This window comes from Clostridioides sp. GD02367, from assembly GCF_045900275.1.
Lineage (GTDB): Bacteria > Bacillota > Clostridia > Peptostreptococcales > Peptostreptococcaceae > Clostridioides > Clostridioides difficile_A.
The window spans coordinates 80,315-105,556 of sequence record NZ_JBJODK010000014.1; the positions used below are offsets into that span (position 1 = coordinate 80,315).

Annotated in this window: 22 protein-coding genes; 4 read left to right on the forward strand and 18 right to left on the reverse strand. The window is 27.5% G+C overall.

Features of this window, described 5'->3' with window-relative positions:
* Positions 1–143: 143 nt before the first annotated feature.
* The 6 genes from Q3223_RS16225 to Q3223_RS16250 all read right to left on the reverse strand — a co-directional run bounded on the left by Q3223_RS16225 (position 144) and on the right by Q3223_RS16250 (position 6,379).
* The gene (locus tag Q3223_RS16225; protein WP_231301332.1) at positions 144–1,112 is read right to left on the reverse strand and encodes a siderophore ABC transporter substrate-binding protein; all 969 of its coding nucleotides are present in this window, start codon (positions 1,110–1,112) and stop codon (positions 144–146) included.
* A 99-nt stretch (positions 1,113–1,211) separates the two neighbouring features.
* A complete protein-coding gene (locus Q3223_RS16230; RefSeq protein WP_054270129.1) occupies positions 1,212–1,967 on the reverse strand; it encodes an ABC transporter ATP-binding protein in 756 nt (251 codons plus the stop codon).
* Complete coding sequence (locus tag Q3223_RS16235; RefSeq protein ID WP_074179797.1) at positions 1,964–2,920, reverse strand: iron chelate uptake ABC transporter family permease subunit; 957 nt, start codon at positions 2,918–2,920, stop codon at positions 1,964–1,966. Before Q3223_RS16235 ends, Q3223_RS16230 begins: the two co-directional genes overlap by 4 nt.
* Positions 2,910–3,863, reverse strand: a complete 954-nt coding sequence (locus Q3223_RS16240) for an ABC transporter permease (RefSeq protein ID WP_074179798.1) — start codon at positions 3,861–3,863, stop codon at positions 2,910–2,912. Before Q3223_RS16240 ends, Q3223_RS16235 begins: the two co-directional genes overlap by 11 nt.
* A gap of 258 nt (positions 3,864–4,121) precedes the next feature.
* Complete coding sequence (locus Q3223_RS16245) at positions 4,122–5,102, reverse strand: membrane dipeptidase (RefSeq protein WP_231301331.1); 981 nt, start codon at positions 5,100–5,102, stop codon at positions 4,122–4,124.
* Positions 5,103–5,176: 74 nt separating this feature from the next.
* Positions 5,177–6,379, reverse strand: coding sequence for a DUF819 domain-containing protein (locus Q3223_RS16250; protein ID WP_054270125.1), 1,203 nt, complete (start codon positions 6,377–6,379; stop codon positions 5,177–5,179).
* A gap of 193 nt (positions 6,380–6,572) precedes the next feature.
* Here Q3223_RS16250 and Q3223_RS16255 point away from each other — a divergent pair, with 193 nt between their 5' ends.
* On the forward strand, positions 6,573–7,127 hold the full coding sequence (locus tag Q3223_RS16255; protein ID WP_161803435.1) for a cupin domain-containing protein: 555 nt from the start codon (positions 6,573–6,575) through the stop codon (positions 7,125–7,127).
* A 116-nt stretch (positions 7,128–7,243) separates the two neighbouring features.
* Here Q3223_RS16255 and Q3223_RS16260 read toward each other — a convergent pair whose 3' ends face one another.
* From Q3223_RS16260 to Q3223_RS16305, 10 genes are all read right to left on the reverse strand, one after another.
* A complete protein-coding gene (locus Q3223_RS16260; protein ID WP_054270124.1) occupies positions 7,244–8,035 on the reverse strand; it encodes an HAD hydrolase family protein in 792 nt (263 codons plus the stop codon).
* Positions 8,036–8,062: 27 nt separating this feature from the next.
* The gene (locus tag Q3223_RS16265; RefSeq protein ID WP_074179801.1) at positions 8,063–9,151 is read right to left on the reverse strand and encodes a cysteine protease StiP family protein; all 1,089 of its coding nucleotides are present in this window, start codon (positions 9,149–9,151) and stop codon (positions 8,063–8,065) included.
* Between the two features lie 53 nt (positions 9,152–9,204).
* A complete protein-coding gene (locus Q3223_RS16270; RefSeq protein ID WP_284181880.1) occupies positions 9,205–10,443 on the reverse strand; it encodes a phosphoribosyltransferase family protein in 1,239 nt (412 codons plus the stop codon).
* The gene (locus tag Q3223_RS16275) at positions 10,421–11,497 is read right to left on the reverse strand and encodes an HpcH/HpaI aldolase/citrate lyase family protein (protein ID WP_231301329.1); all 1,077 of its coding nucleotides are present in this window, start codon (positions 11,495–11,497) and stop codon (positions 10,421–10,423) included. The genes Q3223_RS16270 and Q3223_RS16275 overlap by 23 nt, the downstream gene beginning before the upstream one ends.
* Before the next feature lie 60 nt (positions 11,498–11,557).
* Positions 11,558–12,694 (reverse strand): toxic anion resistance protein, encoded by a 1,137-nt coding sequence (locus tag Q3223_RS16280; protein WP_054270120.1) that lies wholly within the window; start codon positions 12,692–12,694, stop codon positions 11,558–11,560.
* Positions 12,695–14,257, reverse strand: coding sequence for a YceG family protein (locus Q3223_RS16285; protein WP_054270119.1), 1,563 nt, complete (start codon positions 14,255–14,257; stop codon positions 12,695–12,697).
* 86 nt (positions 14,258–14,343) lie between these two features.
* On the reverse strand, positions 14,344–17,103 hold the full coding sequence (locus Q3223_RS16290; RefSeq protein WP_074179803.1) for a calcium-translocating P-type ATPase, PMCA-type: 2,760 nt from the start codon (positions 17,101–17,103) through the stop codon (positions 14,344–14,346).
* Complete coding sequence (locus tag Q3223_RS16295) at positions 17,093–17,722, reverse strand: TerD family protein (protein WP_054270118.1); 630 nt, start codon at positions 17,720–17,722, stop codon at positions 17,093–17,095. The genes Q3223_RS16290 and Q3223_RS16295 overlap by 11 nt, the downstream gene beginning before the upstream one ends.
* Before the next feature lie 84 nt (positions 17,723–17,806).
* Positions 17,807–18,385 carry a TerD family protein gene (locus Q3223_RS16300; RefSeq protein ID WP_054270117.1) on the reverse strand — a complete coding sequence of 193 codons (579 nt, stop codon included), beginning with the start codon at positions 18,383–18,385 and terminating at the stop codon, positions 17,807–17,809.
* Positions 18,386–18,422: 37 nt separating this feature from the next.
* Positions 18,423–19,001, reverse strand: a complete 579-nt coding sequence (locus Q3223_RS16305) for a TerD family protein (RefSeq protein WP_003420269.1) — start codon at positions 18,999–19,001, stop codon at positions 18,423–18,425.
* A 330-nt stretch (positions 19,002–19,331) separates the two neighbouring features.
* Here Q3223_RS16305 and Q3223_RS16310 point away from each other — a divergent pair, with 330 nt between their 5' ends.
* On the forward strand, positions 19,332–20,768 hold the full coding sequence (locus Q3223_RS16310) for a trypsin-like peptidase domain-containing protein (RefSeq protein ID WP_074179804.1): 1,437 nt from the start codon (positions 19,332–19,334) through the stop codon (positions 20,766–20,768).
* Positions 20,769–20,886: 118 nt separating this feature from the next.
* On the opposite strand, the gene asnB is transcribed toward Q3223_RS16310, so the two are convergent.
* Positions 20,887–22,770, reverse strand: a complete 1,884-nt coding sequence (asnB, locus tag Q3223_RS16315; RefSeq protein ID WP_074179805.1) for an asparagine synthase (glutamine-hydrolyzing) — start codon at positions 22,768–22,770, stop codon at positions 20,887–20,889.
* Positions 22,771–22,942: 172 nt separating this feature from the next.
* On the opposite strand from asnB, the gene Q3223_RS16320 reads away from it, so the two are divergent.
* Both Q3223_RS16320 and Q3223_RS16325 read left to right on the forward strand, forming a co-directional pair.
* Complete coding sequence (locus Q3223_RS16320; protein ID WP_054270114.1) at positions 22,943–23,647, forward strand: superoxide dismutase; 705 nt, start codon at positions 22,943–22,945, stop codon at positions 23,645–23,647.
* 112 nt (positions 23,648–23,759) lie between these two features.
* A complete protein-coding gene (locus Q3223_RS16325; RefSeq protein WP_021384404.1) occupies positions 23,760–24,296 on the forward strand; it encodes a metal-dependent hydrolase in 537 nt (178 codons plus the stop codon).
* 134 nt (positions 24,297–24,430) lie between these two features.
* On the opposite strand, the gene Q3223_RS16330 is transcribed toward Q3223_RS16325, so the two are convergent.
* Positions 24,431–25,051 (reverse strand): TVP38/TMEM64 family protein, encoded by a 621-nt coding sequence (locus tag Q3223_RS16330; protein ID WP_054276579.1) that lies wholly within the window; start codon positions 25,049–25,051, stop codon positions 24,431–24,433.
* Positions 25,052–25,242 lie beyond the last annotated feature (191 nt).

Genomic DNA, 25,242 nt, shown 5'->3' on the forward strand with positions numbered 1-25,242 from the left:
TCCAGTATAACTTTGTATTTTATTATATTTTGAATAGATTTATATTGTAATTAAGATTATTATTTAAATCATAAAAAATCAGCCACTTAAAGTGGCTGATTAAATAAGTAATAAATAAAACATGTTTATTGTAAATAATAGATTTACTTATTAACTGCTTGTGATGCATCATCTATCATTTTATTTAAAGAAGTTAGACCTCCATCATTCACATACCATGTTGGTGAATCCAGATAGATTATATTATCATTTTTATATGCATCCATAGATTTTATTATATCATTATTTAAAACAGACTTTGCTGTTGAACCCTCTTTTACATCACTACCTGTAGCTATTCCTCTATCTATAACAAACATAACTTCTGGATTTTGTTTAGCTATATACTCAAAAGTAATATTTTGACCATGACTTGATTCTTTTATATTTTTATCTTTATTTTCAAATCCAAAACTATTGTATAATATACTAAATCTTGATTCTTCACCAAATACACTTAAATTACCTTCATTTACCATTAGGGTTAAAGCATTTAAGTTTTTTTCTTTTACTTTTTTATTTAAAGTCTCTATCTTCTTTTCAATTTTACTAAATTCTTGATTAGCTTTTTCTTCCACTCCAAATATTTTTCCTATTTTATCTATATTATTTTTAACAGAATCCAAATACTTCTTATCATCTTTACTTGTACTTATTGTTGGTGCTATTTTCGATAATTGCTCATAAAAATCTTCTTGTCTTCCATTTATTATAATTAAATCTGGATTTGCTGATTTTATACCTTCTAAGTCTGGTTCTTTCAATCCTCCTAAATCTGCATATTTTTCATCTTTATATTTTTCTAAAGATGTTGGCAAACTTGATTTTGGAAGTCCTACTAAGCTCTCTCCTACTCCTAACGTATCCATTGTATCTAGAGCTGAATAATCAAATACTACTACCTTCTTAGGATTTAGCTTTACATCTGTTTCTCCCAAACTATGAGTTATCTTTACAGTATCATTTGAATTATCTGATGTCTTAGATTCATTTTTTTTGCCTCCACCTAATGCAAACACTGTCACCAATACTACTATTACCACTGTGGCTACTATTGCTACTTTTTTATTCATGCTGATATCTCCTTCTTTCTTATTGATGTCTATTTTAATTTAAATTTTTATAAAATTCGTTTGTTTTTATATAATACTTTGAATTTTATAGATGATTCATTAAAAATAAATACAAATTCGATTTCCATTTATATTTTTAATATTGAAGTTCATCTCATAAATATCTTCTAAAACTTTTTCATTGACTATCTCATCTGTACGACCTACCTTCTCAATTTTCCCATTTTTTAACGCAACTATATTATCTGAATAGCATGATGCGAAGTTTATATCATGCATTACTAACACTATAGTCTTATCTAGGTCATCACAAAGGTCTCTAAGCACTTTCATCATCTGAACTGAATGATTCATATCTAAATTATTAAGTGGTTCATCAAGCAATATATACTCTGTATCTTGGGCTATTACCATTGCTATATAGGCTCTTTGTCTCTGACCTCCGCTCAACTCATCTAGATATTTATGTTGTATATCAGTCAATTTCATATATTCTATCGCTTCATCAATATACTTCTCATCCTCTTTAGTTAGATTTCCTTCACTATACGGAAATCTTCCAAACCCAACCAATTCCCTTATTGTGAGCCTTAAAGTTATATTATTAGATTGTTTAAGAATAGCTATTTTTTTAGCTAATTCCTTGTTAGTGTAGCTAGCTAAGTTTTTTCCTTCTATTATTACTTCGCCACTATCACCACCTATAAGCCTTGTTACTATTGATAATACAGTACTTTTCCCAGCTCCATTTGGTCCTATAAAAGAAGTTATCTTTCCTTTCTCTATATTAAAAGAAACATCTTCTACAACATTTTTGTTCTTATATTTTTTAAATATATTTCTTATTTCTATCACTTATTTGCCCCCTTTAACAATAACTGAATAAAGTAAATTCCTCCTATGAAATTTATTACTACACTCAAAGTAGTATCAAATTTAAATACATGTTGTATAAAAAATTGACCAATTATTAATGTAATCATGCCTATTAGCATAGAACCAAAAATTAAATATGTATGCTTATACGTTTTAAAAACTTCTCTAGATATATTAGCAAGTAAAAGCCCTAAAAATGTCATTGGACCAATAAGTGCTGTTGATATTGAAACTAAAATCGCTATTACTATTATCATTTTTTTAACTACTTTATCAAAATCTACACCTAAATTAATTGATTGCTCTCTACCCAATGATAATACATCTAAATACTTTATTTCGTCATATATAAAAGGTATCATGGCAATAATTATTATAAATGCTATTAAAAGTACATTAGTATTTATATTATTTAAACTGGCCATTATACTAGTTTGTAAAGCTAGAAATTCATTTGGGTCTATCATTACTTGAATAAAGGTTGTTGCACTTTTAAATAATGTTCCAAATATCATACCTACTAGGACTAAAAAGAAAATATTATTTTTATTTTTTTCAAATAATGTCTTATATAATAACATTGATGCTCCAATCATAACAGCAACATTGACAATAAAATTATAATTTTCATTAATAATCAAACTGCTAGTTGAACCAAATATAAATACTATTATAGTTTGAATCATTACATATAATGAATCCAATCCTAATACGCTTGGTGTTAGTATTTGATTGTTTGTAATTGTTTGAAACACTACAGTAGTAAATGCTATACACCCTCCACCTAATATCATAGCAAGTATTTTTGGTATTCTTTGTGATAGTGCATAATCTATATTATTCATATCTATTCCATAAATTGTAAAAATCACTATTGATATTAATAGTAATATACTAATGAAATAAATTTTTTTATTAAGACTAAGCTTCATTTACATTCCTCCTTAGTATCAAATAAAGGAATAGTATACTTCCTATGACTCCAACTGTAAGTCCTATAGATATTTCATATGGATAAATAATTATCCTTCCAAAAATATCGCATATAAGCACAAATATAGCTCCAAATAAACCAGTATACCATATGTTTGCTCTTATATTATCACCCATATATAAGGACACAATGTTTGGAACTATTAGACCTATAAAAGGTATATTACCAGCTGTAACGACTACACATACTGTGACAAGGGCCACTATTACCAAACCTATATTAACAACCTTTTTGTAGCTCAACCCTAAGTTTGTTGCAAAATCTATGCCCATGCCAACAACAGTAAATTTATTTGCATAGATATATGCTAATATTATAAGAGGTATTGTAATGTATAATATCTCATAATTTCCTTTAAGTATCATAGAAAAGTCACCTTGCATCCAAGAACTTACATTTTGACTCAAATCGTATTTATATGCAATAAAATCTGTCATAGAACCTATTATATTTCCAAACATTATACCTACTAATGGTACGAAAATTATATTTTTAAATTGTAATCTGCTTATTATTTTCATAAACATAAAAGTCCCTATAAGAGAAAATACAAATGCTATTATGGTCTTTGTAAGAATAGACGCAGTTGGTATTAAAAGCATACAAATTACTATACCAAATTGAGCTGCATCTATTGTAGCCCCTGTTGTGGGTGATACAAATTTATTTTTACTTATCTGTTGCATTATAAGACCTGCTATACTCATCCCTACACCTGCAATCAATATACTTATCAATCTTGGTATTCTACTTATAACAAATACCATAAGTTTATGTTGATTTTTTGCAAATAGATGCATTATATTTATATCTTCAGCTCCTATAAATAAAGAAAAATAAGACAAAATTATTATTCCTATGACTAAATACCTTTTTTTCATTCTCCCTCCTTAAAAACTTTTCTTTTTTTAAAATGATAATTATTATCATTTTTTACTTTTATAGTTTATCAATAATAATTATCATTGTCAATAGATATATATATTTTTTTGTTTTACATATAAAAAATGTTACTAGAATTGAAACTTCTAGTAACATTAAAATTCAATTTAATAAAATAAATTATAAATGCTAATTTAAATATGTATGTGTTACATTAAATATAATAAATATCTTATACGTTTAAGCTATTCATTATATTATTTTAATATATCTTTAAAGAGTCTATAAAAATTACCACTAGAAATTAAATCTATATCTCTTTTTTTATAACCTCTATTTTCAAGTTCTACTATTATATTATGTGCTGTATGTGTGCTTTCAAGACCATCTACACTTGGAATACTGGCATTTTCAGTAAAAGAACCTATAGTTTCTGTCCCCAAGTAGTCACTAAAGTCAAACCCAAAAGATACATGTTCTATACCTATAAGATTTACCATATAGTCTATATGGTCAACTAAGTGTATCAAATCTTGTTTTTTGGGATTACTATTAGTAAATCCTCTAAAACTATTTATTCCTACTAATCCACCTGTCTTTGAAATTTCTTTTAATTGAGCATCTGTAAGATTTCTTTTAGCATCACATAGATTTCTTGCGTTAGAATGAGAAGCTATTACTGGCTTACTTACAATAGACATCAAATCCCAAAATGACTTGTCATTCAAATGTGACACATCCACAATCATGCCCAATTCTTCCATCTTATTTACTGCTTTTTTCCCTATTTCAGTTAAACCTCTGTTCTTATCTCCTAAACATCCTGTAGCAAGTTCATTTTGCTCATTCCAAGTTAACGATGCATGTCTTGCTTCAACTTCCTTGTAAAAATAATCTATTAAATCTATATTTTTCCCAATATGACTTAATCCTTCTATTCCAATTAAAATATTTATTTTATTTTCACTTATACCTTTACTTATATCAGAATATTTTTTTACTATATTTACAATATCTTTCATATCTTCAATTTCATCTTTTATGGAATTTACAATTTGTTTAACTCTTTTTTCAGGTTTCTTATCATATGGAGGGTCTATCCATATTACAAAGATAGCTCCTTCTATATTTGCCCTTTTAAAATTATCAAGATGAATTCTTCTAAATACATCTTTCTCCCCGTTAAGTCTTCTTATTGTTACATCTGCCCAAGTATCTGAATGTCCATCGAAAATCATAACAACCTCCAGTTAAATAAAAATCTTTATCAAAATAAACTTTTTAATTCACGAAAAACTATATTAAATTAAAATTATATTAAAATATTTCCAACTAAAAGGCCAAAATAATTACCAACTATGTATCCAAATGTTCCAACTATAAGTATTGGTCCTACTAGTTTAGACCAGCCTTTTGATATTGCCATAGCTGCTGCTGTTGTAGGTCCACCAATATTTGCATTAGATGCAAGAATGGCTTCTTCTAAACTAAATTTAAATATTTTGGCAACTATAAATGTAACTAACATATTTATTAGTACCATTATTCCACAGTATAAAAGTAGTAGTGGTGATTTTTGAATTATTAATGTTATAGAAGCAGGAACACCTACTACTACAAAGAAGATATAAATCAAAAACGTACCTATCTCTTGTGCTCCTTTTATATCACTAAAGAATTTAGGCATAAATGTAGCAAATAACATAGTCAAAGTAGTTATTATTAAATATTGATTACCGAATAGAGTATTTAACATTGCTAAAAAAGGATTTGATGTTGGTATTATAGCTTTGAACCAAGTTGATAACTCTACAGATACTGCAACAATTATAAAGGCACTACCAATAGCTATTGCTATATCTTTTAAAGATATTTCTTTTCTTCCCCAATAGTTTGCTGCTATTGTTTCTCCTTCAGTTACATCAGTACGTTCCATCTCATCTACATGTGGATGTTTAAAATGTTTTCTAAAAAATCCAATGGATGGGATAGCTATTAAAACAAAGAAATATAAAGCCATTAAAAGATTATCTGCTACAACTGTTGCTGATACTAATTCTCCAGGTGCATTAAATGCTCCTGACATGGCTGCGAAGTTTACATTTCCACCTATATAAGAACCCGTCATCATAGCTGCAACAATATTTAAATCTGGTACTGCATTTTTTAATAGTAAAAATCCAACCATAGCTCCAAGAACAGTTCCTACAGAGCCTACAAGAAATATTACAAGTAATCTTCCACTTTCTTTCCATATCTTTTTAATGTTACATTGATATAACAGTAAAGCTATAGCTAAAGGAACAACATATCCCCATACCTGGTCATACACAACAGACTCTACTGGTATGATATTTAGATTTGATAGTAACATGGCTCCTACAAGAGCTATTATTGCCCCTGATATTTTCGATGCCCAGTTGTACTTTTGTTCCAGATAAATACTAAATGCTGCCCATCCAGTTATGACTGCCCATAGTACCCAAATATTATCAGGACTTACAAAACTCTTCATCTTACCTACCTCCTATTTCATTAAATTAAAATATTCAAATCAATATTCAATATATTGAATATTAGTTTTATTATAATCCATCTTTTCAGAAAATTCAATATAACATGGAAAATACATGAATAATAAAACTTTTTTATTTTATTACTCTTTAGAAATTATATGTTATAATCATGTCTAAGGGGGTTTGTATCTAATGAATATAGATGTCGGAAGTAAAATTAGAGCTCTTAGAAAATCTAAAAATATCAGTATCTCTACCTTAGCAAAGAACTCGGATTTAAGTACAGGCTTAATAAGCCAAATTGAGCGGAATATGGTTGTTCCATCAATTGTAGCAATGTGGAAGATATCAAAAGCTCTTGATATAAATATAGGTTATTTTTTTGATGAGATTGGAAAAGAAGACTCTGATATAGTAGTAAAGAAAAACAATAGAAAAAAAATAGTAACTAATGATTCTACAAAATTTTATGAACTTCTTGTTCCTAATTTATCTGGTAAGAAAATAGAATTTTTACTTGTTACGCTAGATGGTCATACAAAAAAAAGTAGTGAATTTGTAACACATGAAGGGGAAGAATGTGGTTATATAATAAAAGGAAAAATGAAGATAATACTTGGAAATAAGGAATATGTACTAGAAGAAGGAGATAGTTTTTATTTTAATAGTACTATTCCACATGTATATGAAAATTATGATGATGATGTATGTATCTCAGTTTGGGCAATGACTCCACCTTCATTTTAATATATTGAACTCTTACTTGAATATAAATTAATAAAAATCTGAAATAAATTAGTATGACAAATTTTATTCTAATTTATTTCAGATTTTTTTAGTTTATTAATTATATATATTTATTATTATATATTAAGCAGACAACTTTCATCTAAAATATTAGATAGTATCTCTTCTGTTCCACTCATTCCATTAAAAGTACTCGATATAAATGAACTTTCTGTTTCATTTTTATTTATATCACCATGCTTTAATACATATGCTTTATTTGAAATATTGAGCATACCATAATCCATAACAGAATCTCCTATTGCATAAAAAGACTCTATTTTTAATTCCTTAGTCAAATACTTTATAGCATTTTCTTTTGAGATTTCTTTTGGTATAAAATAGATTTTTCTGCCACTAACATAGAATTTCCAATTTTTTGATTCCAATATATCTAGATACTCCCTAATTGAATCCAAACTAAATTTTGCAAAATCAACAACTATATAAAAAAATGTATCTTCTGCAACTTTAAAGTTGGTTATTCCTTCTACATTCAGATAATCTTTAAATTTTACAATCATACTTTCAATGGGTTCATAGTTAGACTTTAATTTATCTATTTCTTTACTCCACGATTTTAATATTTCATTATTTTTAAGTATAATTGCTCCATTTGAAGTTATACTAAATGGAAAATGAATCCCATATTTATTAAATTCTATACGCTTAAATTGCTCTACTGTTCTAGTAGTTGTAGGTATAAACATACCATAATATTGTATTTGCTTTATTAAATTTATAGTATCTAAAGATATATAAGATATTTCTTTTTCTCTATAAATTTCTATATTAGTATATTTCTTATCAGTGTCTAAAAATTTATCAGAGTAAATAATACTCCTGTCTAAGTCTGAAAAAACAATCATTCAGTATTCTCCTGTCTAATATATTTTCTAAATATCTTTCATATTTTTTATTATTCCACAACATTTATATGCTTTTAAGTCCATTTGTTCAACTTCAACATTTTTCTCTTTAGCTAATATAAATATGTGCTCTAAAGATTTATCATTTAAGTCTTTAACTAGAATCTTATATGGAACTCTTCTAAGTAAAACTCTTGTTGTTTCTCCAACGCCTGGTTTGATAAAATTAATGTCTGTTATGTTGTACTTTTCCTTTATATTTAAAACATCAAAATACCCATCTTTTGTTATAATATCACTTTCCCATTTATTAACTTCATCAGATATGTTCTTAAATTGATTTTTAAAACATGCTTCTATAGTTTCTATATAATTTATAGATTCGTCTTTATCTTTTAAATGTTTATAGAACTTAGCTCCATGAAAATCATCTTTACCAATTAAATCATCTCTTAATACAGTTCTACTTATTAATCCAGAAACAGTTGAATTTAAACATGCACTTGGTATTAAGAAATCTTCTCTAATTCCATAAAGACCTGAATATCCAGCAGGGTCAGCCAATACAGCAAGGGTTGAGTCAAAAGTTTTTTTAAATTTACTATTAAGCTCATCACATGCCTTTTCAAGTTCTTTTGATATAGTTCCTTTTCCAGTCCAACCATCTAAAAATTGAATCTCTGAATTTGGATGATTCTTTACTATATATTCAACTGCATTCATATCTATTCCTTTATCTCTTATTATAGAGATTGTATAATGAGGTAAATTTAGATTATACTTGTTTTTCAGATATCTCTTTGCCAAAATTCCAATAGGTGTACCTGCTCTAGCAAGTGAAACTAAAACCACATCATTCCCATTTTTTTTAATTATTTTTTCACACATAACCCCTATTGAAAATGCAAGCTTATCTTTATTTTGCTCTAGTTTATCATGATATAAATTCAGATAATCTTCACTAACTTCATACTCTATTGGTATCATTTCTGAATAATGACTACCACTTTGTATTTTTAATTCTCTCTCTTTATTTCCTTCTTCTTTAATTAAATTTGATATATCTTTTAATAAAAAGATAACATCATCCTTAGAATATGTGCTAAAATCTGCCATATGATTCAACTCCTATCTTAAAACTGTGATATATCTTACTCTCCTTAAAGCATTTAGCTACAACATACTATAGTAAGTTCTTTTATACTTGTATTTTTAATTATATCAATAAATTCCAGATAAGAATTTTTACTCTTATTTAACTCTACAAATAAATAACATTTAGAAAAATTATGTTTATCTATATTATAAATATAATTTTGAACATCTATATTATAAAAACTCTTTAATTTAAACTTACTTCTAATAGGATAATTATTTTTTTCAATATCAATAATTGGACTTCTTGTTGTTGAATGATAGTACACATCATATTGATTTTCTTTTTCTTTAGCAAACAACATTGGTATATACATAAATTCTTCAGTACCTAAAAATAGAATCTTTTCATTTTCATTTTTTAAAGATTCTTTATTATCCATAGTTATTTTTTTGCTTTCTCTCTTTACAATTTCTTTTAATCTAAACTGTTCTCTTCTATTGATTCCAAATCTACCTGTATATTTTACGTATTTCTTATTCCCAATATAATCTTCTAGGTCAACATTAATGTGATTTACTACTAAGTTTACTTTATCATTTGAAATAGATTGTGACTCAGCAGTATTATAATTATCATTGTAATTTGAAATAATATCTTCATTTATATCAAAATCAAAGTTTCCTTTAAATAAGTATACAAATTCTATCTTACAATCTAGTTCTTTTTCTAAATGAGTAACTTTTCTTAAGTTTTCATCACTCACCCAATTAAGTATGGAACATATTGTGTACTTCTTTTTAGGATAAATACTTTGAATCTTCCTAATTATATTCATACATGTATTAGCTGTGGTAATCTCATCATCAACTAATATCACCTCATCTCCAGTTTTGAAGTTGTTAAGCATTCCAAAGTATAGATTTTGGTCTGTTGCATGAGAATGTTCCTCTAAAAATTCTAGATTCTCTAACCCATCAAACTGTTCTCTAGTAGTGTGAATAAATTCGTATTCTCCACATAAGTAATCAAAAAAACTATGCCCAATAGCTGTGCCAGTTTCAGCAAAAGCTATAACAGTACCCTTTGATGTTACTTTATTTTTTTCATTATAAATTGTGGCTATTAATTTTCCCAAATTATCCATCTCACTTGGTTTGCATGCTAGATGCTTACCAAGTGTCTTTGATATGAATAAAAAACGTCTCTTACTATTGTTTCTTATTCCTATATCTAAAAAATCATTTAATTCTAAATTTAATGGATTATCAATAATGTCAATTTCACAATTAAAATTTAAGCAATTCTTCATAGTCTACTCCTTTATTTAATACACCATATATTTTAGATAGAATCAATGTTTTTTTAGCCCATAAAAAATGTGGATTTGTCTCATTCATTCTCTCTCCTAGTATACCTTTGCTCACACCATATTTGCTATTTGTGCTATTCAATATATCCAAAGCATCAGTAAAATCTTCATATGACACTGCAGATAGTGCTTGTACAATCTGAATTTGCATTGGATGAATTACTGTCTTTCCAATTAGCCCATGAAATTTATCCAACAATATTTCTTCTATATACTTACTTCTTATATCTTTATTTGTCATATCAAAGAACTCTGATACTCCTCCACTTATAGGTATATCTAACTCTGGCCTTTGAAGATACGTAATTATATCTAGTATAAATGAAGAGCAAATCAAATTGTCATATATAGAAAAGTTTTTGTCTCTTCTTATACCATACATACCTAATATGTCAGTTATACCTACTCTAATACTGAGTATTCTTGACTTGTGTTTTAAAATAGAATTGTATAAATTATTAAAACTCAATTCTTTACTTTCCTTATATATAAATTCCTTTGTCTCTATTATTGGAATAACATACATATCTTGAAGATTCATAGAGCTCAAAGCTTTTATACAATTTTCTATTAACTCTGAATTTGCTTTAGGAATTAATATGCCTGTTATAGTATGACTATTTTTAACTATAATATCTTTAATCCTCAACAATTGCTCCACATCTTTTATCCTTACAAAAATTAATGGTATTCCATCTTTGTTTGTTATACTTTCATCACTAATATCTTTCAAAATTAACCTAAGATTTTCTATAGCCTCTAACTCTCCATTTACCCCAACAGCATCTTCTAAGCAAATAGCCAATGGTCTAACTCCTCTAACATCTCCTATAATACTCTTATAAATCATATTATATTGAGTAGCTGGAACGTATAAAAAAGCACCTAGTGCATATTTCAATACATCTTTTTCAGTCTTAGCATTAAAGTCTTCTGGCTCTTTCAAAAAAATTTTTTTCAAATCATCTTTGCAGATATAATCGAAATATTTCAATGTATGGCCTCCTCATATACATAGAAAGGGCCAACTTTATACAAATTAGCCCCTAATATACTACTTATTATAAATTATAGCTGTATTTAATTCTTCCAACCTCTTTGTATTATCCTTAATTAAAACTCTATTGTTTTCTTCTATTCTCATAGTTTCATCTATACCAGACTTAATAGTAGTATACATTTTTTCTAATGTCTCTATTTGAACAGAACTTGTTCCAGCCATTCTAGCTATTTGTGCACTTTGAGTACTTACATTTTGAGCATTTCTAAGCAATAATTCATTAGTCTTATCATCAAGTGCTTTTAGAGATTTTGCTTGCAATTCTTGCTTTTTAAGCAATATAGCTTGAGATAAACATTGTTTAAATACTGGTAAAGTTACAACAAATGCACTGTTTATTTTTCTAATTAAACCATAGTTATTATGTTGCATACCTCTAAGCATAGGTATTGTCTGTATGGCTATATTTTCTGCTATTCTTAAATCATATATTCTTTGATTTAACATATCATAAACTTTCAATAGCTCTTGATAATTAACAACATCCATTTGGTCTCCACTAGTTTCCGATTTTTGCTTAAAGAAAGGTAATATCTCGTTATCCATTTCTTCTATTGCCATTTCTCCAGCAACAATATATTTTTGAAGTTCATTATAAAACTCAAAGTTTTCATTTAACATAGAACCTATTTGCTTATTAGAAAGTGCTATATCTCTTTCATATTGTTCAAGTTCAATTTGGATTTTTTCAACTTCTCCTCCCAATGTTTCATATTTTTGAAACATCATTTCAATAGCATTATTAGCTTTTTTGAAAAGTTTTTGAACAAAATTTGGTTCCTTAGTTTCTTGAAAATCATCTAAATCAAACTTGTCCATTATTTTAGTCAAATGAACCAACATTTTAGAGTTTTCTTCATTTCTATTTAGTTTTATTGTATTTAAAAGACTATCAGAAACCCTTGCTACTCCTTCAGATGCTTTTCTACCAAATTGTAAAATTGTATCTGGGTTTTCTACTTCTATAAGAGACGTCAATGCCTCAACTTCCTTAGACTTTCTCAGTTCATTTTTTTTATTATTTGTATATTCCATTATATCAAAATTTTCTTCTTCAACAACTGTAGGTAAATTTTCAGTAACCTCTACAGAATTTTTATCTTTTGAAAAACTATTTATATTTATCCCCATCTAAAATCTTCTCCTCTTTCCAAAAATTTTTTTAAGTAAAGGTATATCATCTTCAAGTGAATTTAATCTAAGGTCATATACCATTTTATCCAATCTGTGTACATCAATCAATTGGTTATTTATAACATTCTCTATATTATTTTCTCCTCCTGGACACAATATAATAATATCAAATCCAATTTTACTTAGTAAAAGCATAAGGAAAACTATTTCTTTATCAAATACTATACTCTTGTACATATATATAATCAATTTTGGATTTATAAGAGAATAATCAAAATTATTCATCATATGAACAAACTTCTTATCCATATGAAGTATTGTAAACAGACCTTTTATCTTGTCCTCTCCACTTAAACCATTTAAGAACATATTTCCTTCTAATAACTCTTCAACCTTTTCTAAAATCATAATTTGTTGATTTAATGCCAATGTTGAAATAGAATAATCTTTATTATTTAAAACAGAATTTTTATCTATAACGCCTTTTGAATTCAGTAAAAAAGACAAACTAAAAGCATCTCTTGTAAACTCTTTCGAAAATTTGTCTATATCTCCATTAAATTCAATAAATGTTGAACTTTCCGAATCTCTCAATAAATCTAAAAACTTAATATACTCATTTTTGTCATTATATATTCCATTAATCTTAGAGAGAAAATTTGGAACTTCTACAGTAACATCATTAAACTTAAATCCTGGTCTTAATTTTAATGGCTGATTCCAGTATATTGATATTTCATCAACAGTTGAACTTAAAAGTAAATTTTTTATTTTTCTATCTTGAAGCTGCCAAGGTTTTATAAATCCTGCATCATTTAATAACTCTTCGCTTATACGTTTTGATGCTTCTGCTCCCACAGTAAAAGCTTTTTTTACAGAACCTTTATCTATTTTTTCTCCTAAGATAACCCTTTCTTCAAAAGCAACTTTTTCTTCTATTATATTGGCTTCTTCAAACTCTACCTTGTATTTTTCTATGTTTAAAATATCTATATTACTCTTTGAATTTGGGTTAAGATATAAAACATCAAAGCCTGCCAAGTACAATATTAAGAGTAGATAAACTTCATGCTTTTTTATATCCCCATAAAATATTACTTTTGGAGCCTCATTTTTATTTATATCTAAAGCACCGATATAGATTTTTATCCATGCCATTATTTTCACTATAAAATTTTGTTTAACTCTATCATTAGTAAATTCTTTTTCTTCCTCTTTTAAAACTTTATCTATAGCTTTTTTTAGTTTATAATCAATCCCATCGAACCCTAAAATATTTATATCTACATCTTCCATACTGTTTCTATATTTTTTAAGTCCATTTTTAAAATAATTTATAATATCAAAATCACTAGGATTTGCTATAGCATCAGTAAATAAAACAATATCTTTTTTACTATCAATATTTTGTTTTGCCTTAAATATCTCAAGATTGTACAAAACCTCATCTTCTAAACCAATATATGAAATAAAATAACTTAGATATCCTTTTGAAGGAGTGTAATTTCCTCTGTCTGATTGGCTGGAGAATATTTTTTCAAATACCTTTGAGTCGCCCATAATTATCCTCCCAATTTAAATGTTTATTTAGAACTGACTCAAAATACATATTTTGAGTCAGTTTGTTATTTTTTAAAAAATTTATTTTAAGCGGCTTTTTTTGGTTTTACTAGTCTTATTATACATTTTACAACTTCATTAACTACAACTACACTTGCTGCTACACATAGAACTTTTCCCCATGTCATAACATCCATAGCTACAGAGTTAAAGAAATCTTGGAATAGCTGAGTAAATATTACTTGCGCAATTCCTGTTAAAACTATTATTTGTAATGCTAATTTGTTATGTGTAAAGTTTGGAAAAATACTATCTGCATTAAATTCTCTACAGTTAAATGCATTAAACAATGCACTAAAAGCAAACAATGCAAACATTACAGTTCCTTTGTGAGCTTCATCAACTCCTAAGAAGTTAAATGTAGATTGTAGCATTAGTATTGTTGTTATATAGATTGCATTTAATACTATCGTATATACCATTGATTTAGAAATTATATTAGCTTTTCTATCAACAGGCTTTCTATTTAATACATGGTTTCTAACAGGCTCTAGACCTAATGCTAGTGCTGGTGGACCATCCATAATTATGTTTACCCATAATAATTGTATTGTAGTAAATGGCATCTCTTGTCCCATTACCTGAGATATTATAGCCACTAAAAAGGCAATTACATTTACTGTTAATTGGAATTGAACGAATCTTTGGAAGTTATCATAAATTCCTCTACCCCATTTAATACCTTTTACAATAGTACTAAAACTATCATCAGTTAAAATTATATCTGCTGCATTTTTAGACACCTCTGTACCAGAGATACCCATTGCTATACCAACATCTGCTTTTGAAAGTGCTGGAGCATCATTTATACCATCACCTGTTACTGCAACAACATCTCCACTCTTTTGTAAAGCTGAAACTATTCTCATTTTACTATCTGGCTTACTTCTTGCAACGATTGAGATAGTTTGTATCTCTTCTTTTAATTCTTCATCATCTAAAGTATCTATATATGAAGCTTCAACTGCTCTCATATTTCCTTTTAATAAACCTAATTCTTCACCTATAGCTTTTGCTGTATTTATATTATCTCCTGTAAGCATTTTTACAGAAACACCAGCTTTGTTTGCTGTATTTACAGACTCTATAACATCTTTTCTAAGTGGGTCTCTTATACCAACAAAACCACTGAATACTAAATTACTTTCCATTGCACTAACATTCATAGCATCACTTTCAGCAGTTACTGCTGCTTCTTCTTCAGCTTGTGAGATTTCTTTATATGCAAAACCTAAAGTTCTCATTGATTTTATTTGTAATTTTTTTATTTCTTCTAAAATTTCATGTTTCACATTTTCAGTTATTGGAACTATGTCTTTTCCCCTTTGGATATGTGAACATAACTCAAGTAAAACTTCTGGTGCTCCTTTTGATAATAGTACATGATGATTATCTCTACCCATAACAGAAGTCATCCTTTTTGAGTCAGAAGTAAAAGGATTTTGAGCTACTATATTACAATCTTTTCTAAATTTTCTATAGTCTACGTTTTTATAGTATAAAAGTAATGCACATTCAGTAGCACTTCCCAAATACTTAACATCACCATCGTTATGCTCTATATCAGCTGTAGAGTTTATCATACAGTTTTCTTCAAAATAACTATTTATTTCTTCTTCTGAACTTTCAATATATCTTCCATCAATATATGCGACTTCTACAGTCATTCTATTTTCAGTTAATGTACCAGTTTTATCTGAACATATTACAGAAACAGAACCTATAGTTTCACAAGCTTCTTTTTTAGTAACTAATGCATTTATTTTGGCCATTTTTTGCATTGTTATTGCAAGTGTCATATTTATCATAGTTGGAAGACCTTCTGGTACTGCTGCAACTATTAACGCAACACATACTGTAAATGCCGTTTTAACAGGGTCTATTGATTCTAAAAATGGTAATATTCCAGACATGTCTACATTTAATACATTCTTACTTACCATTTGGAAAACCATAAATATAAATAATAATCCTGCTACTGCACTAGAAACTTTAGCTATCAATCCACCTAAATTTCCAAGTTTTATCTGAAGTGGAGTTTGCTCATCTGTATCTGATAAGTTTTGAGCTATTTTACCCATCTCACTACTATCTCCAATTGAAGTTACAACTAGAGTTCCTCTACCATAAGCTACAAGTGTACCACCAAATACCATATTTATTTGTTTTGCAGGTATTGGCTCTTGTACTACTAATGCTCCTTTAGATTCTATTTCTTCCATAGAAACTACTACATCACACTTTTTAGATACATCATCAGATTCCCCAGTTAACATATCTTCTCTAACTTTAAGATTTATAGTCTCTATAAGTCTACCGTCAGCAGGTACCATGTCACCAGTTTCGATATATACTATATCTCCTGGTACCAATTCACTTTTAGAGATTTGATGTACTTCTCCGTCTCTCAATACTTTAACTTCTATGTTTTCAGTCAATTTAGAAAGAGCATCTGCTGCTTTCTTAGAACGACCTTCTGTAATCATACCTATTGCTATACCTATTGCTATAGCTCCTACTATACCTATTGCATCATGAGTTTCTCCAATTACTGCACTTACTACTGCTGCAATAATCAAAATAACTATCATTGGTTCACTTAAACTGTCTTTTAAATCATCCCAAAAGCTTCCTTCTTCTTTTGGTGTAAACTCATTTAAACCATACTTTTCTCTTCTTTTCTTGACTTCTGGTTCTGATAAACCTTTTTCAGGGTTAACAGATAAGTCTTCTGTTACCTCTTCTTTATCTACATTATAATATTTGATATCATTATTAAATTCCATATGCACACTCAATCCTGTCTAAATTTTGCATTACTTCCTTAAGACCCGCATCCTTTGTTCCTTCACCTATTGCTTTAAATTGCCAACTTCCATCTTTTCTATATATAGCTCCTACTATAAGAGTAGTTTTTTCAGAATAATTATCAGATAGATTATATTTGGCTATCTCTTTCTTATTATTTTGGTCTTCAACTCTTATATAGGCATTTTCTATCATACCAAAATGTTGTTTTCTATCCACACAGTTGTATATGTTTACTACAAATAACAATTTGTGAATATTTGATGGAACCTTATCCAAATTAACTAGGATTTGTTCATCATCACCTGTACCTTCACCAGTTAAATTGTCTCCTGTATGCAATACTGACTTACAGGCACTTTTTAGATTTCCAAAATAAATTAAATCTTTTATTCCACTCAATTTTCCTTCTTGATTAAGCATAAATACAGATGCATCACAATCTATATCAGCTTGTCCTCCACCAAACAGAGATTTAAAAAATCCTCCACCTGCTTGTTGCACAGGGTCCCATCCCAAACCTACAAGTATATTACTCAGTCCAGGGTTCGATTTTTTTAAATCTATTTTATCACCTTTTGATAAATTAATCGACATACTAAACCTCCACAAAATTTTATATAATATAACCTATACATTTTTGTATAGGTTATTTATATTTAATATATTATATTACTCAAATTAAACATTTAATCCATAATTTCTACAAAGTGCTTCTAAGCCACCTTCAAAACCTGCTCCAACTGCATTAAACTTCCATTCTCCATTATACTTATATATCTCACATACTGTAATTGCAGTTTCTATACTAAATTCTTCACCCAAGTCATATCTTAATATTTCTTCGTCATTTTCAGAATTTAAGACTCTTATATATGAGTTACTTACTTGTCCAAAATTTTGTCTTCTTTCGGCAGCTTCATATATTGTAACTGTTACAGCTATCTTTTGAATATGCTTTGGCATTACATCTAAATTTACTAGTATTTCCTCGTCATCTCCATCACCTTCACCAGTTCTATTGTCACCCAAGTGTTCAACTGCTCCTGATGTATGTTTTAAGTTATTATAGAATATAAAATCTTCATCTTTTTCAACTCTTTGTGATTCTCCTACCATGAAAACACTTACATCTAAATCATAATCATATCCACTATCAAATGAATTTGTATCCCATCCTAATCCAAGTTTTATATTTTTAAGACCTGGATTTCCTTTAGTTAAATCAATTTTTTGTCCTTTTTTTAATACTATAGCCATGGAAAATACCCCCTCTAGTTTATTATTATATTTGAAATTATAAGTTTATTCCAAAGTTTCCACATAGTGCAGCGAGACCACCTTCAAAACCAGAGCCTAGTGCATTAAACTTCCATTCTCCATTATGCTTATATATTTCAGCTACTACTATAGCAGTTTCTATACTAAAATCTTCTCCTAATTCATACTTTATTAGCTCTTCATTCGTATCTTTATCTACTATTCTTATATAAGAATTACTTACTTGTCCAAAGTTCTGTCTTCTCTCAGTTGCATCATGAATTGTAACTGTAAAAGAAATCTTGCTTATTTCTCCAGGAATCTTAGATAAATCAACAACTATTTGTTCATCATCTCCATCACCTTCACCAGTTCTGTTATCACCTAAATGTTCAACTGCTCCAGATGTATGTTTTAAATTATTGTAAAATACAAAATCTCCATCATTAGTAACACTTCCACTTGCTCCTGTTAAAAATGCTGCTGTATCTAAATCAAAGTCAAATCCACCATCATACTTGTTAGTGTCCCATCCTAAACCAACTAAAATATTTTTAAGGCCTGGATTTCCTTTAGTTAAATCAACCTTTTGGCCTTTTGATAATGTTATACCCATAATTTATCGCTCCCTTGTTAATTTTAGCTAAACAAATCTTGCTAATTATTTATCTTTTTCTTTAATCATATTATATCATTTTTTATTCATTTGTGAAGAAAACTTACTTGATATTTTTAAAATATAATTAAAAAAATGTTTATATTTCTTACTTTTTACATAGATTTTACATACTTTATTAAATATGTAAAATCTATGTTTAATATGTAATTATATATCATTTGTATGAACAAGTACATATTTTATTTTGAAACTACAAAATTCTTGTACTATATTGTTTTAAGTTGTTTTATAATAGATTATATCATCTTATTTTATAGGAGAAAAAATATGCTTTGTACTATTAAACCATTAAAGATTTTAATAAAAAAATCACATGAACCTCTAATTGAATTTATGTCTAATATGCCATATGCAAGTAAAAGTTCTTCATACATTAAGGAAGTCTACTTTACACGATATATAGGTGTTGAATATTCAATTGATAAGTACATAGAAAAAATCAAAAAGATAGACGATTATTTTTTTAATAATCCAAAAATTCCTTATATTAGATTAAGTAATTTAAATATGAGTTTTGACAAATCACAAACAGATAATATGCTTAAGGTTTTTAATACTTATGATAAAGTCAAATTTAACAGCTGGAACTTATATAGTATTGACTTTCCATGCAAGCTAGAAAATGATACTTTAGATTGGACTAAAAAAATTGCATTTAAAAATACCTTAGATTTATTTGATACAAGTATGCCAAATTCAACACCTTCTATTGTTAAAAACTTTGCTGTTAAACTTTTGTGTTGGATAGAATACTTTCTACCTAAGTTATTTTATAATAAAACAAAAACTAATATCTCACCAAAAATAGTGTACTTTGGAAATATTAAGAGACAAGAACTTTTTTTCTTATATTTTTTATCACAACTTGGATGTGATATTTTATATATAAACCCATGTAAAGATATTATTGATTTATATCCTGAATGTTCAAATTTTTCTACTCTATTTGAGCTTTCTAAAAAGAGTACAGAGATATTAGAAATACCTTTTGAAAAATCTGTTTCGAATATAAACTATAAAGAAGATACCAATAAAATCTACACTTCTACAGATAGACCTCACTCTGAAAGTACTTTTATTAACACAAAACATACATCTAAAAAACCTATACAAAATAAAGAAATAGAACTTTCTTATGAAGAACTTGCAATGTTATCATCTTCTATCGTTATGATTGTTGTGTGTAATAGTGAGGAAAAACCATTCAAGAGTGGTTCTGGAGTAGTAATAAATAGCGAAGGTTATATACTTACAAATCTTCATGTAGTTAACGATGGGTACTCATTTTTGGTTAGATTTGAAAATGATGATAATGTTTATACATCTTACCAAATTATAAAGTATCATACAGATTATGATTTAGCTGTAATAAAGGTTGATAGAAAATGTAAACCAATACCTATCAATGTTAGTAAAAAACCTGTAAGAGGTCAAAAAATAGTTGCAATCGGAAGCCCTTTAGGTCTTTTCAATACAGTTTCAGATGGAATTATCTCAGCTTTTCGTGATTTTGAAACAGTTCAAATGATACAATTTACAGCTCCAATCTCTAGTGGTAGTTCAGGTGGAGCACTTTTAGATATGTTTGGAAATTTACTAGGGTTGATTTCTGCTGGTTATGATGATGGGCAAAATCTAAATTTAGCAGTAGAAAGTAACCTTGTCAAAATGTTTGCCAACAATTTTATTGAAATAATAAAATAAATGTATCTGGATAAACTTTTAATAAAATAGCCAGAACTAAGTTTTTGATAATAATATATATCAGAAATTTAGTTCTGGCTATTTCTAAAATACAATACAAGAAAAATCTAACACAAGATTAGTATTTAATATTTTTATCTTCCATAAATATTTGATACCACATACAAAAGATGAATATAGTCCATATTTTTCTTGAATTATCCTTATGTCCTTTAAAATGTTCCTCTAAAAGATTTATTGCATATTTTTTATCTATAAAATCATCTACATTTGAATTAGAAATAGTTTCTTTTACAACTTCTCCTAAAGAATCTTTTAACCAAATTCTTATTGGTGTTGGAAATCCTAATTTTTTTCTTTGAATAACATGTTCTGGAACTATATCTTTAAATGCTTCTCTAAGTAAAACTTTTGTATTACTCTTTGTTGTCTTTTGATCCATCCTCAAGTTCTTTGCTACATCAAATACATCTTTATATAAAAATGGAGCTCTAAGTTCAAGTTGCTCACATATAGAAATTTTACTCATTTTTTGAAGTATATCACCCTGAAGCCATGTATTCATATCTATATGTTGCATCTTGCTTATATAATCATAATTATGCTTCTGTGCATCTCTATACAAGTTAGATAACAAGTACTCATATATATTTTTCTCTTTATATTTATAAAAGAAATTTTTTACTTCACTATTTTCAAAAATCTTTGCATTTCCTATATATCTTTTTTCTAGTGGTGTTGTAGCTCTATAAAAGTAATTTTTTCCCTTCATGTTAGGCATAAGTTCTGAAACTCTTCCTAAGATACTTTTAACATACGTAGGTGAGTTTACAATAGATTTCATATTATTATATTCCTTATATATATTATATCCTCCAAATAATTCATCTGCACCTTCTCCAGACAATGCTACTTCAACATGTTTACCTGCTTCCTTGATTAGAAAATAAAGTCCTACTTCTGAAGGGTCTGCTACAGGGTCATCCAAAGAATAAATTATTTTTGGTAATGCTTTTATATATTCATCTTGTGTTATATTAATTTGGATATTTTCTATACCTAACTTATCAGCTGTTTTCTTTGCTATTTCTAACTCACTATATCCTTTAACATTAAATCCTACAGAAAAGGATTTTATATTTGGATTAATTTGTGAAGCTAAAGTAGTTATAATAGATGAATCTATACCACTAGATAGAAATGTTCCAATTGCTCTATTTCCTATCATATGACTTTTTACTGAATCCATTATCACATTTCTTACATCTTCCTCGCTTATATCTCTATTTCCTAAATGATTCTTAGTATAAAAAAATTTTGTACTACTTCTAAATTCAAGTTTGTTATATCTTTTTAAAGATAATATTCCATTTTCCACTCTAAAAAAATGACCTGCTGGTATCAACCTTATTCCTTGTATCATAGTATCTTCAGGAAGTACATATTGAAATGAAAAATAGCTTTGCAAACTTCTTTCATTTATATTTAGATTTTTTATATATTGAAGCATAAATTTATACTCTGAGGCAAAAATGATTGATTGTTCATTATTTATATAATAAAGTGGTTTTATTCCAAATAAATCTCTCGCTCCAAATATACTTTCACTTACTTTATCATATATTATAAAACTAAACATACCTTTTATCTTATGTACACAATTCTTACCAAACTCTATATAAGATGCCAATAAGATTTCAATATCATCATCAGTAGTAAAAGTATGCCCTTTTTCAATCAATTCTGCTTTTATTTCATGACAATTATATATACTTCCATTAAAAACAATAACTTTTCCATCCTTTTCAAATGGTTTATTCCCACAAATAACATCTATTACATCAAATCTCTCAAAATCAAAAGTTTTTTCATCATTTTTAAATTTTTCTCTACTATCGAGATTTACATTATTAATATTATTTATAGACTCTTTTTTTTTAAGTTTAATATCTTCTTTTTTAGATATATCTCCTTTATAATAAATTGAAATATTGCCATCCATACTATCAAAATTCCTTCCTATCTTTTAGTCTTGTTCTATATCTCATAGTTTTGTCTTTAGATTTAAAACTTATTCAATTTAAAAGAAAATTACTATCAAATTTTTATAAATTATTTGCTAATCTTTCATATTTTTTTTATTTCTAGAAATACTATATTAGGAGGTGATTTTTATGAAGAAAAAAATGTTAATACCAGTTATTATGTCTTTATTTATAATTTCACAGTGTATAACTTCATTTGCTTTTACACCTGAAAACAATAAGTTTAAGGTTAAACCATTACCTTATGCATATGATGCACTTGAACCTTATATAGATAAAGAAACTATGAAATTGCATCATGATAAACACTATCAAGCTTATGTTGATAAATTAAATGCTGCTCTTGAAAAATATCCTGAGCTTTACAATTATTCTTTATGTGAATTATTGCAGAATTTAGACTCTTTGCCTAAAGATATTGTTACAGCAGTAAGAAACAATGCAGGAGGTGCTTACAATCATAAATTCTTTTTTGATATAATGACTCCTGAAAAAACTATCCCTTCTGAATCTTTAAAAGAAGCAATCGATAGAGACTTTGGTTCTTTTGAAAAATTTAAAGAAGAATTCAAAAAAGCTTCTTTAGATGTTTTCGGTTCTGGTTGGGCTTGGCTTGTAGCTACTAAGGATGGCAAATTATCCATTATAACTACTCCAAACCAAGATAGTCCTATAAGTAAAAACTTAACTCCTATAATAGGACTTGATGTTTGGGAACATGCTTACTATTTAAAATATCAAAATAGAAGAAATGAATACATTGACAACTGGTTTAATGTAATAAATTGGAATGGAGCTTTAGAAAACTATAAAAATTTAAAATCTCAAGATTAATTAAATATTAAAATCCTTTTGAAAAAAACTTATGTTTGCTATATAATAGAATAAAAGATAGTCTAAATTTACCAATATTATGTTTATAGTGACGATTCAGGAGGATTTTTATATGATAAAAGAAACACATGAAAGGGGAGGATATATATTTGCACTTTTGATACTCCCCTTTATAAACAATATATATCTAGTCAAATACGATATTACATATAAAATAGTATTAATTATAGTTTATATTTATTTTGCATATTTAGGGTCTTTGTTTCCAGATATAGATATGCGAGGTTCTCATATAAGTAAAAAATTTATATTGATATACAAATTATTTGGAAGCAGGTTTAGACATAGAGGATTTACCCATAGCCTAATTGCTTTATTGCTTCTTTATAGTTTTTTTAAATCTCTAACAATCTTTACTCACAATAATATAGTTTTCTCATGTTTGTCTAGTGGATTTATAATAGGATATCTATCTCACCTGTGCCTTGACCTTATTACTAAAGAAGGTATTGAACTGTTTTACCCCATTACCATAAACATTTCTTTACTCCCTATAAAAACTAACTCAAAAACAGAAAAATTCATATCTAAGCTCTTAAATTTCATAGTTATTTTTTTGATTGGATATCAATTTTATATTTTACTATAGTTACGTTTGTCGACTCATATTTTGTTTAATAGTTCTTAAAGGGTGTTGTACCTAATAAACAAAAAAATAAAAAGTATCTTAAAATAATGCTTTGGAAGTCAATTATTTTTTGATACTTTTTATTTTTTAGAAAACTAAATTTTTCTATTATCTCTATCATCATTGTGTTTTTTATGATGAAATTCATAATTATGATTTTCAAGGTTTTTATTGACTCTATTTCCAATCTTCCATGATAAAAATACCAGCAATATAAATGATGCTATCTTTAAAGGACTTGTTATAAATCCTTCTATGTCACTTGCCACATAACTTATTACTATAAACATTACAAATTTGCCTGCCAACATTGCTGGCACAAAATCCTTTATATCTTTTTTACCAAAAGCTGATGCAATAGTAACTAAACAACCAGGCATAAATGGACAGGCATATGCTATAAACAATAACTTAAATCCCTGTTTATCCATCCAACTTATTGCCCTTTCAGTTTTACTATTTCTCAACTTATTAAAAAGCTTACTATCATTAAATCTGCTTATTAATAAAAATAATGAGGTTGTCCCAAGTCCTGAGCCAATCCATGATAACAAACATCCAAGAAATAACCCTTGTATTGCAGCATTTGCTGTAACTATGGCAACAAGTGGTAGGGCTGGTATAAAGCTTTCTATAAATGCACTTAACAAACCAATTATTGTAGCTAGTACCCAATAGTTTTGAGTCAAATCAAGTAATTCTTGTATATACTGCATATTGCTTTTCCCCTTTTTTAACTTTAACTATTATTATATACTCTATATTGTTATTATATACCAATCTCAAAAAAGGAATCTAACATTAAAAAGTAAACAATCTATATAAATTTACAGTTAAGGTATGATTATTTTATTATATATTATAACAAAAAAGTCTTAAAATATGAATTGTCATATTTTAAGACTTT

Excerpts from the sequence above, each read along its gene's own strand:
- Q3223_RS16225 (WP_231301332.1), bottom strand. The coding sequence starts at position 1,112 with ATGAATAAAAAAGTAGCAATAGTAGCCACAGTGGTAATAGTAGTATTG.
- Q3223_RS16235 (WP_074179797.1), bottom strand. The coding sequence starts at position 2,920 with ATGAAGCTTAGTCTTAATAAAAAAATTTATTTCATTAGTATATTACTA.
- Q3223_RS16240 (WP_074179798.1), bottom strand. The coding sequence starts at position 3,863 with ATGAAAAAAAGGTATTTAGTCATAGGAATAATAATTTTGTCTTATTTT.
- Q3223_RS16245 (WP_231301331.1), bottom strand. The coding sequence starts at position 5,102 with ATGATTTTCGATGGACATTCAGATACTTGGGCAGATGTAACAATAAGA.
- Q3223_RS16250 (WP_054270125.1), bottom strand. The coding sequence starts at position 6,379 with ATGAAGAGTTTTGTAAGTCCTGATAATATTTGGGTACTATGGGCAGTC.
- Q3223_RS16255 (WP_161803435.1), top strand. The coding sequence starts at position 6,573 with ATGAATATAGATGTCGGAAGTAAAATTAGAGCTCTTAGAAAATCTAAA.
- Q3223_RS16260 (WP_054270124.1), bottom strand. The coding sequence starts at position 8,035 with ATGATTGTTTTTTCAGACTTAGACAGGAGTATTATTTACTCTGATAAA.
- Q3223_RS16265 (WP_074179801.1), bottom strand. The coding sequence starts at position 9,151 with ATGGCAGATTTTAGCACATATTCTAAGGATGATGTTATCTTTTTATTA.
- Q3223_RS16270 (WP_284181880.1), bottom strand. The coding sequence starts at position 10,443 with ATGAAGAATTGCTTAAATTTTAATTGTGAAATTGACATTATTGATAAT.
- Q3223_RS16280 (WP_054270120.1), bottom strand. The coding sequence starts at position 12,694 with ATGGGGATAAATATAAATAGTTTTTCAAAAGATAAAAATTCTGTAGAG.
- Q3223_RS16285 (WP_054270119.1), bottom strand. The coding sequence starts at position 14,257 with ATGGGCGACTCAAAGGTATTTGAAAAAATATTCTCCAGCCAATCAGAC.
- Q3223_RS16290 (WP_074179803.1), bottom strand. The coding sequence starts at position 17,103 with ATGGAATTTAATAATGATATCAAATATTATAATGTAGATAAAGAAGAG.
- Q3223_RS16295 (WP_054270118.1), bottom strand. The coding sequence starts at position 17,722 with ATGTCGATTAATTTATCAAAAGGTGATAAAATAGATTTAAAAAAATCG.
- Q3223_RS16300 (WP_054270117.1), bottom strand. The coding sequence starts at position 18,385 with ATGGCTATAGTATTAAAAAAAGGACAAAAAATTGATTTAACTAAAGGA.
- Q3223_RS16305 (WP_003420269.1), bottom strand. The coding sequence starts at position 19,001 with ATGGGTATAACATTATCAAAAGGCCAAAAGGTTGATTTAACTAAAGGA.
- Q3223_RS16310 (WP_074179804.1), top strand. The coding sequence starts at position 19,332 with ATGCTTTGTACTATTAAACCATTAAAGATTTTAATAAAAAAATCACAT.
- asnB (WP_074179805.1), bottom strand. The coding sequence starts at position 22,770 with ATGGATGGCAATATTTCAATTTATTATAAAGGAGATATATCTAAAAAA.
- Q3223_RS16320 (WP_054270114.1), top strand. The coding sequence starts at position 22,943 with ATGAAGAAAAAAATGTTAATACCAGTTATTATGTCTTTATTTATAATT.
- Q3223_RS16325 (WP_021384404.1), top strand. The coding sequence starts at position 23,760 with ATGATAAAAGAAACACATGAAAGGGGAGGATATATATTTGCACTTTTG.
- Q3223_RS16330 (WP_054276579.1), bottom strand. The coding sequence starts at position 25,051 with ATGCAGTATATACAAGAATTACTTGATTTGACTCAAAACTATTGGGTA.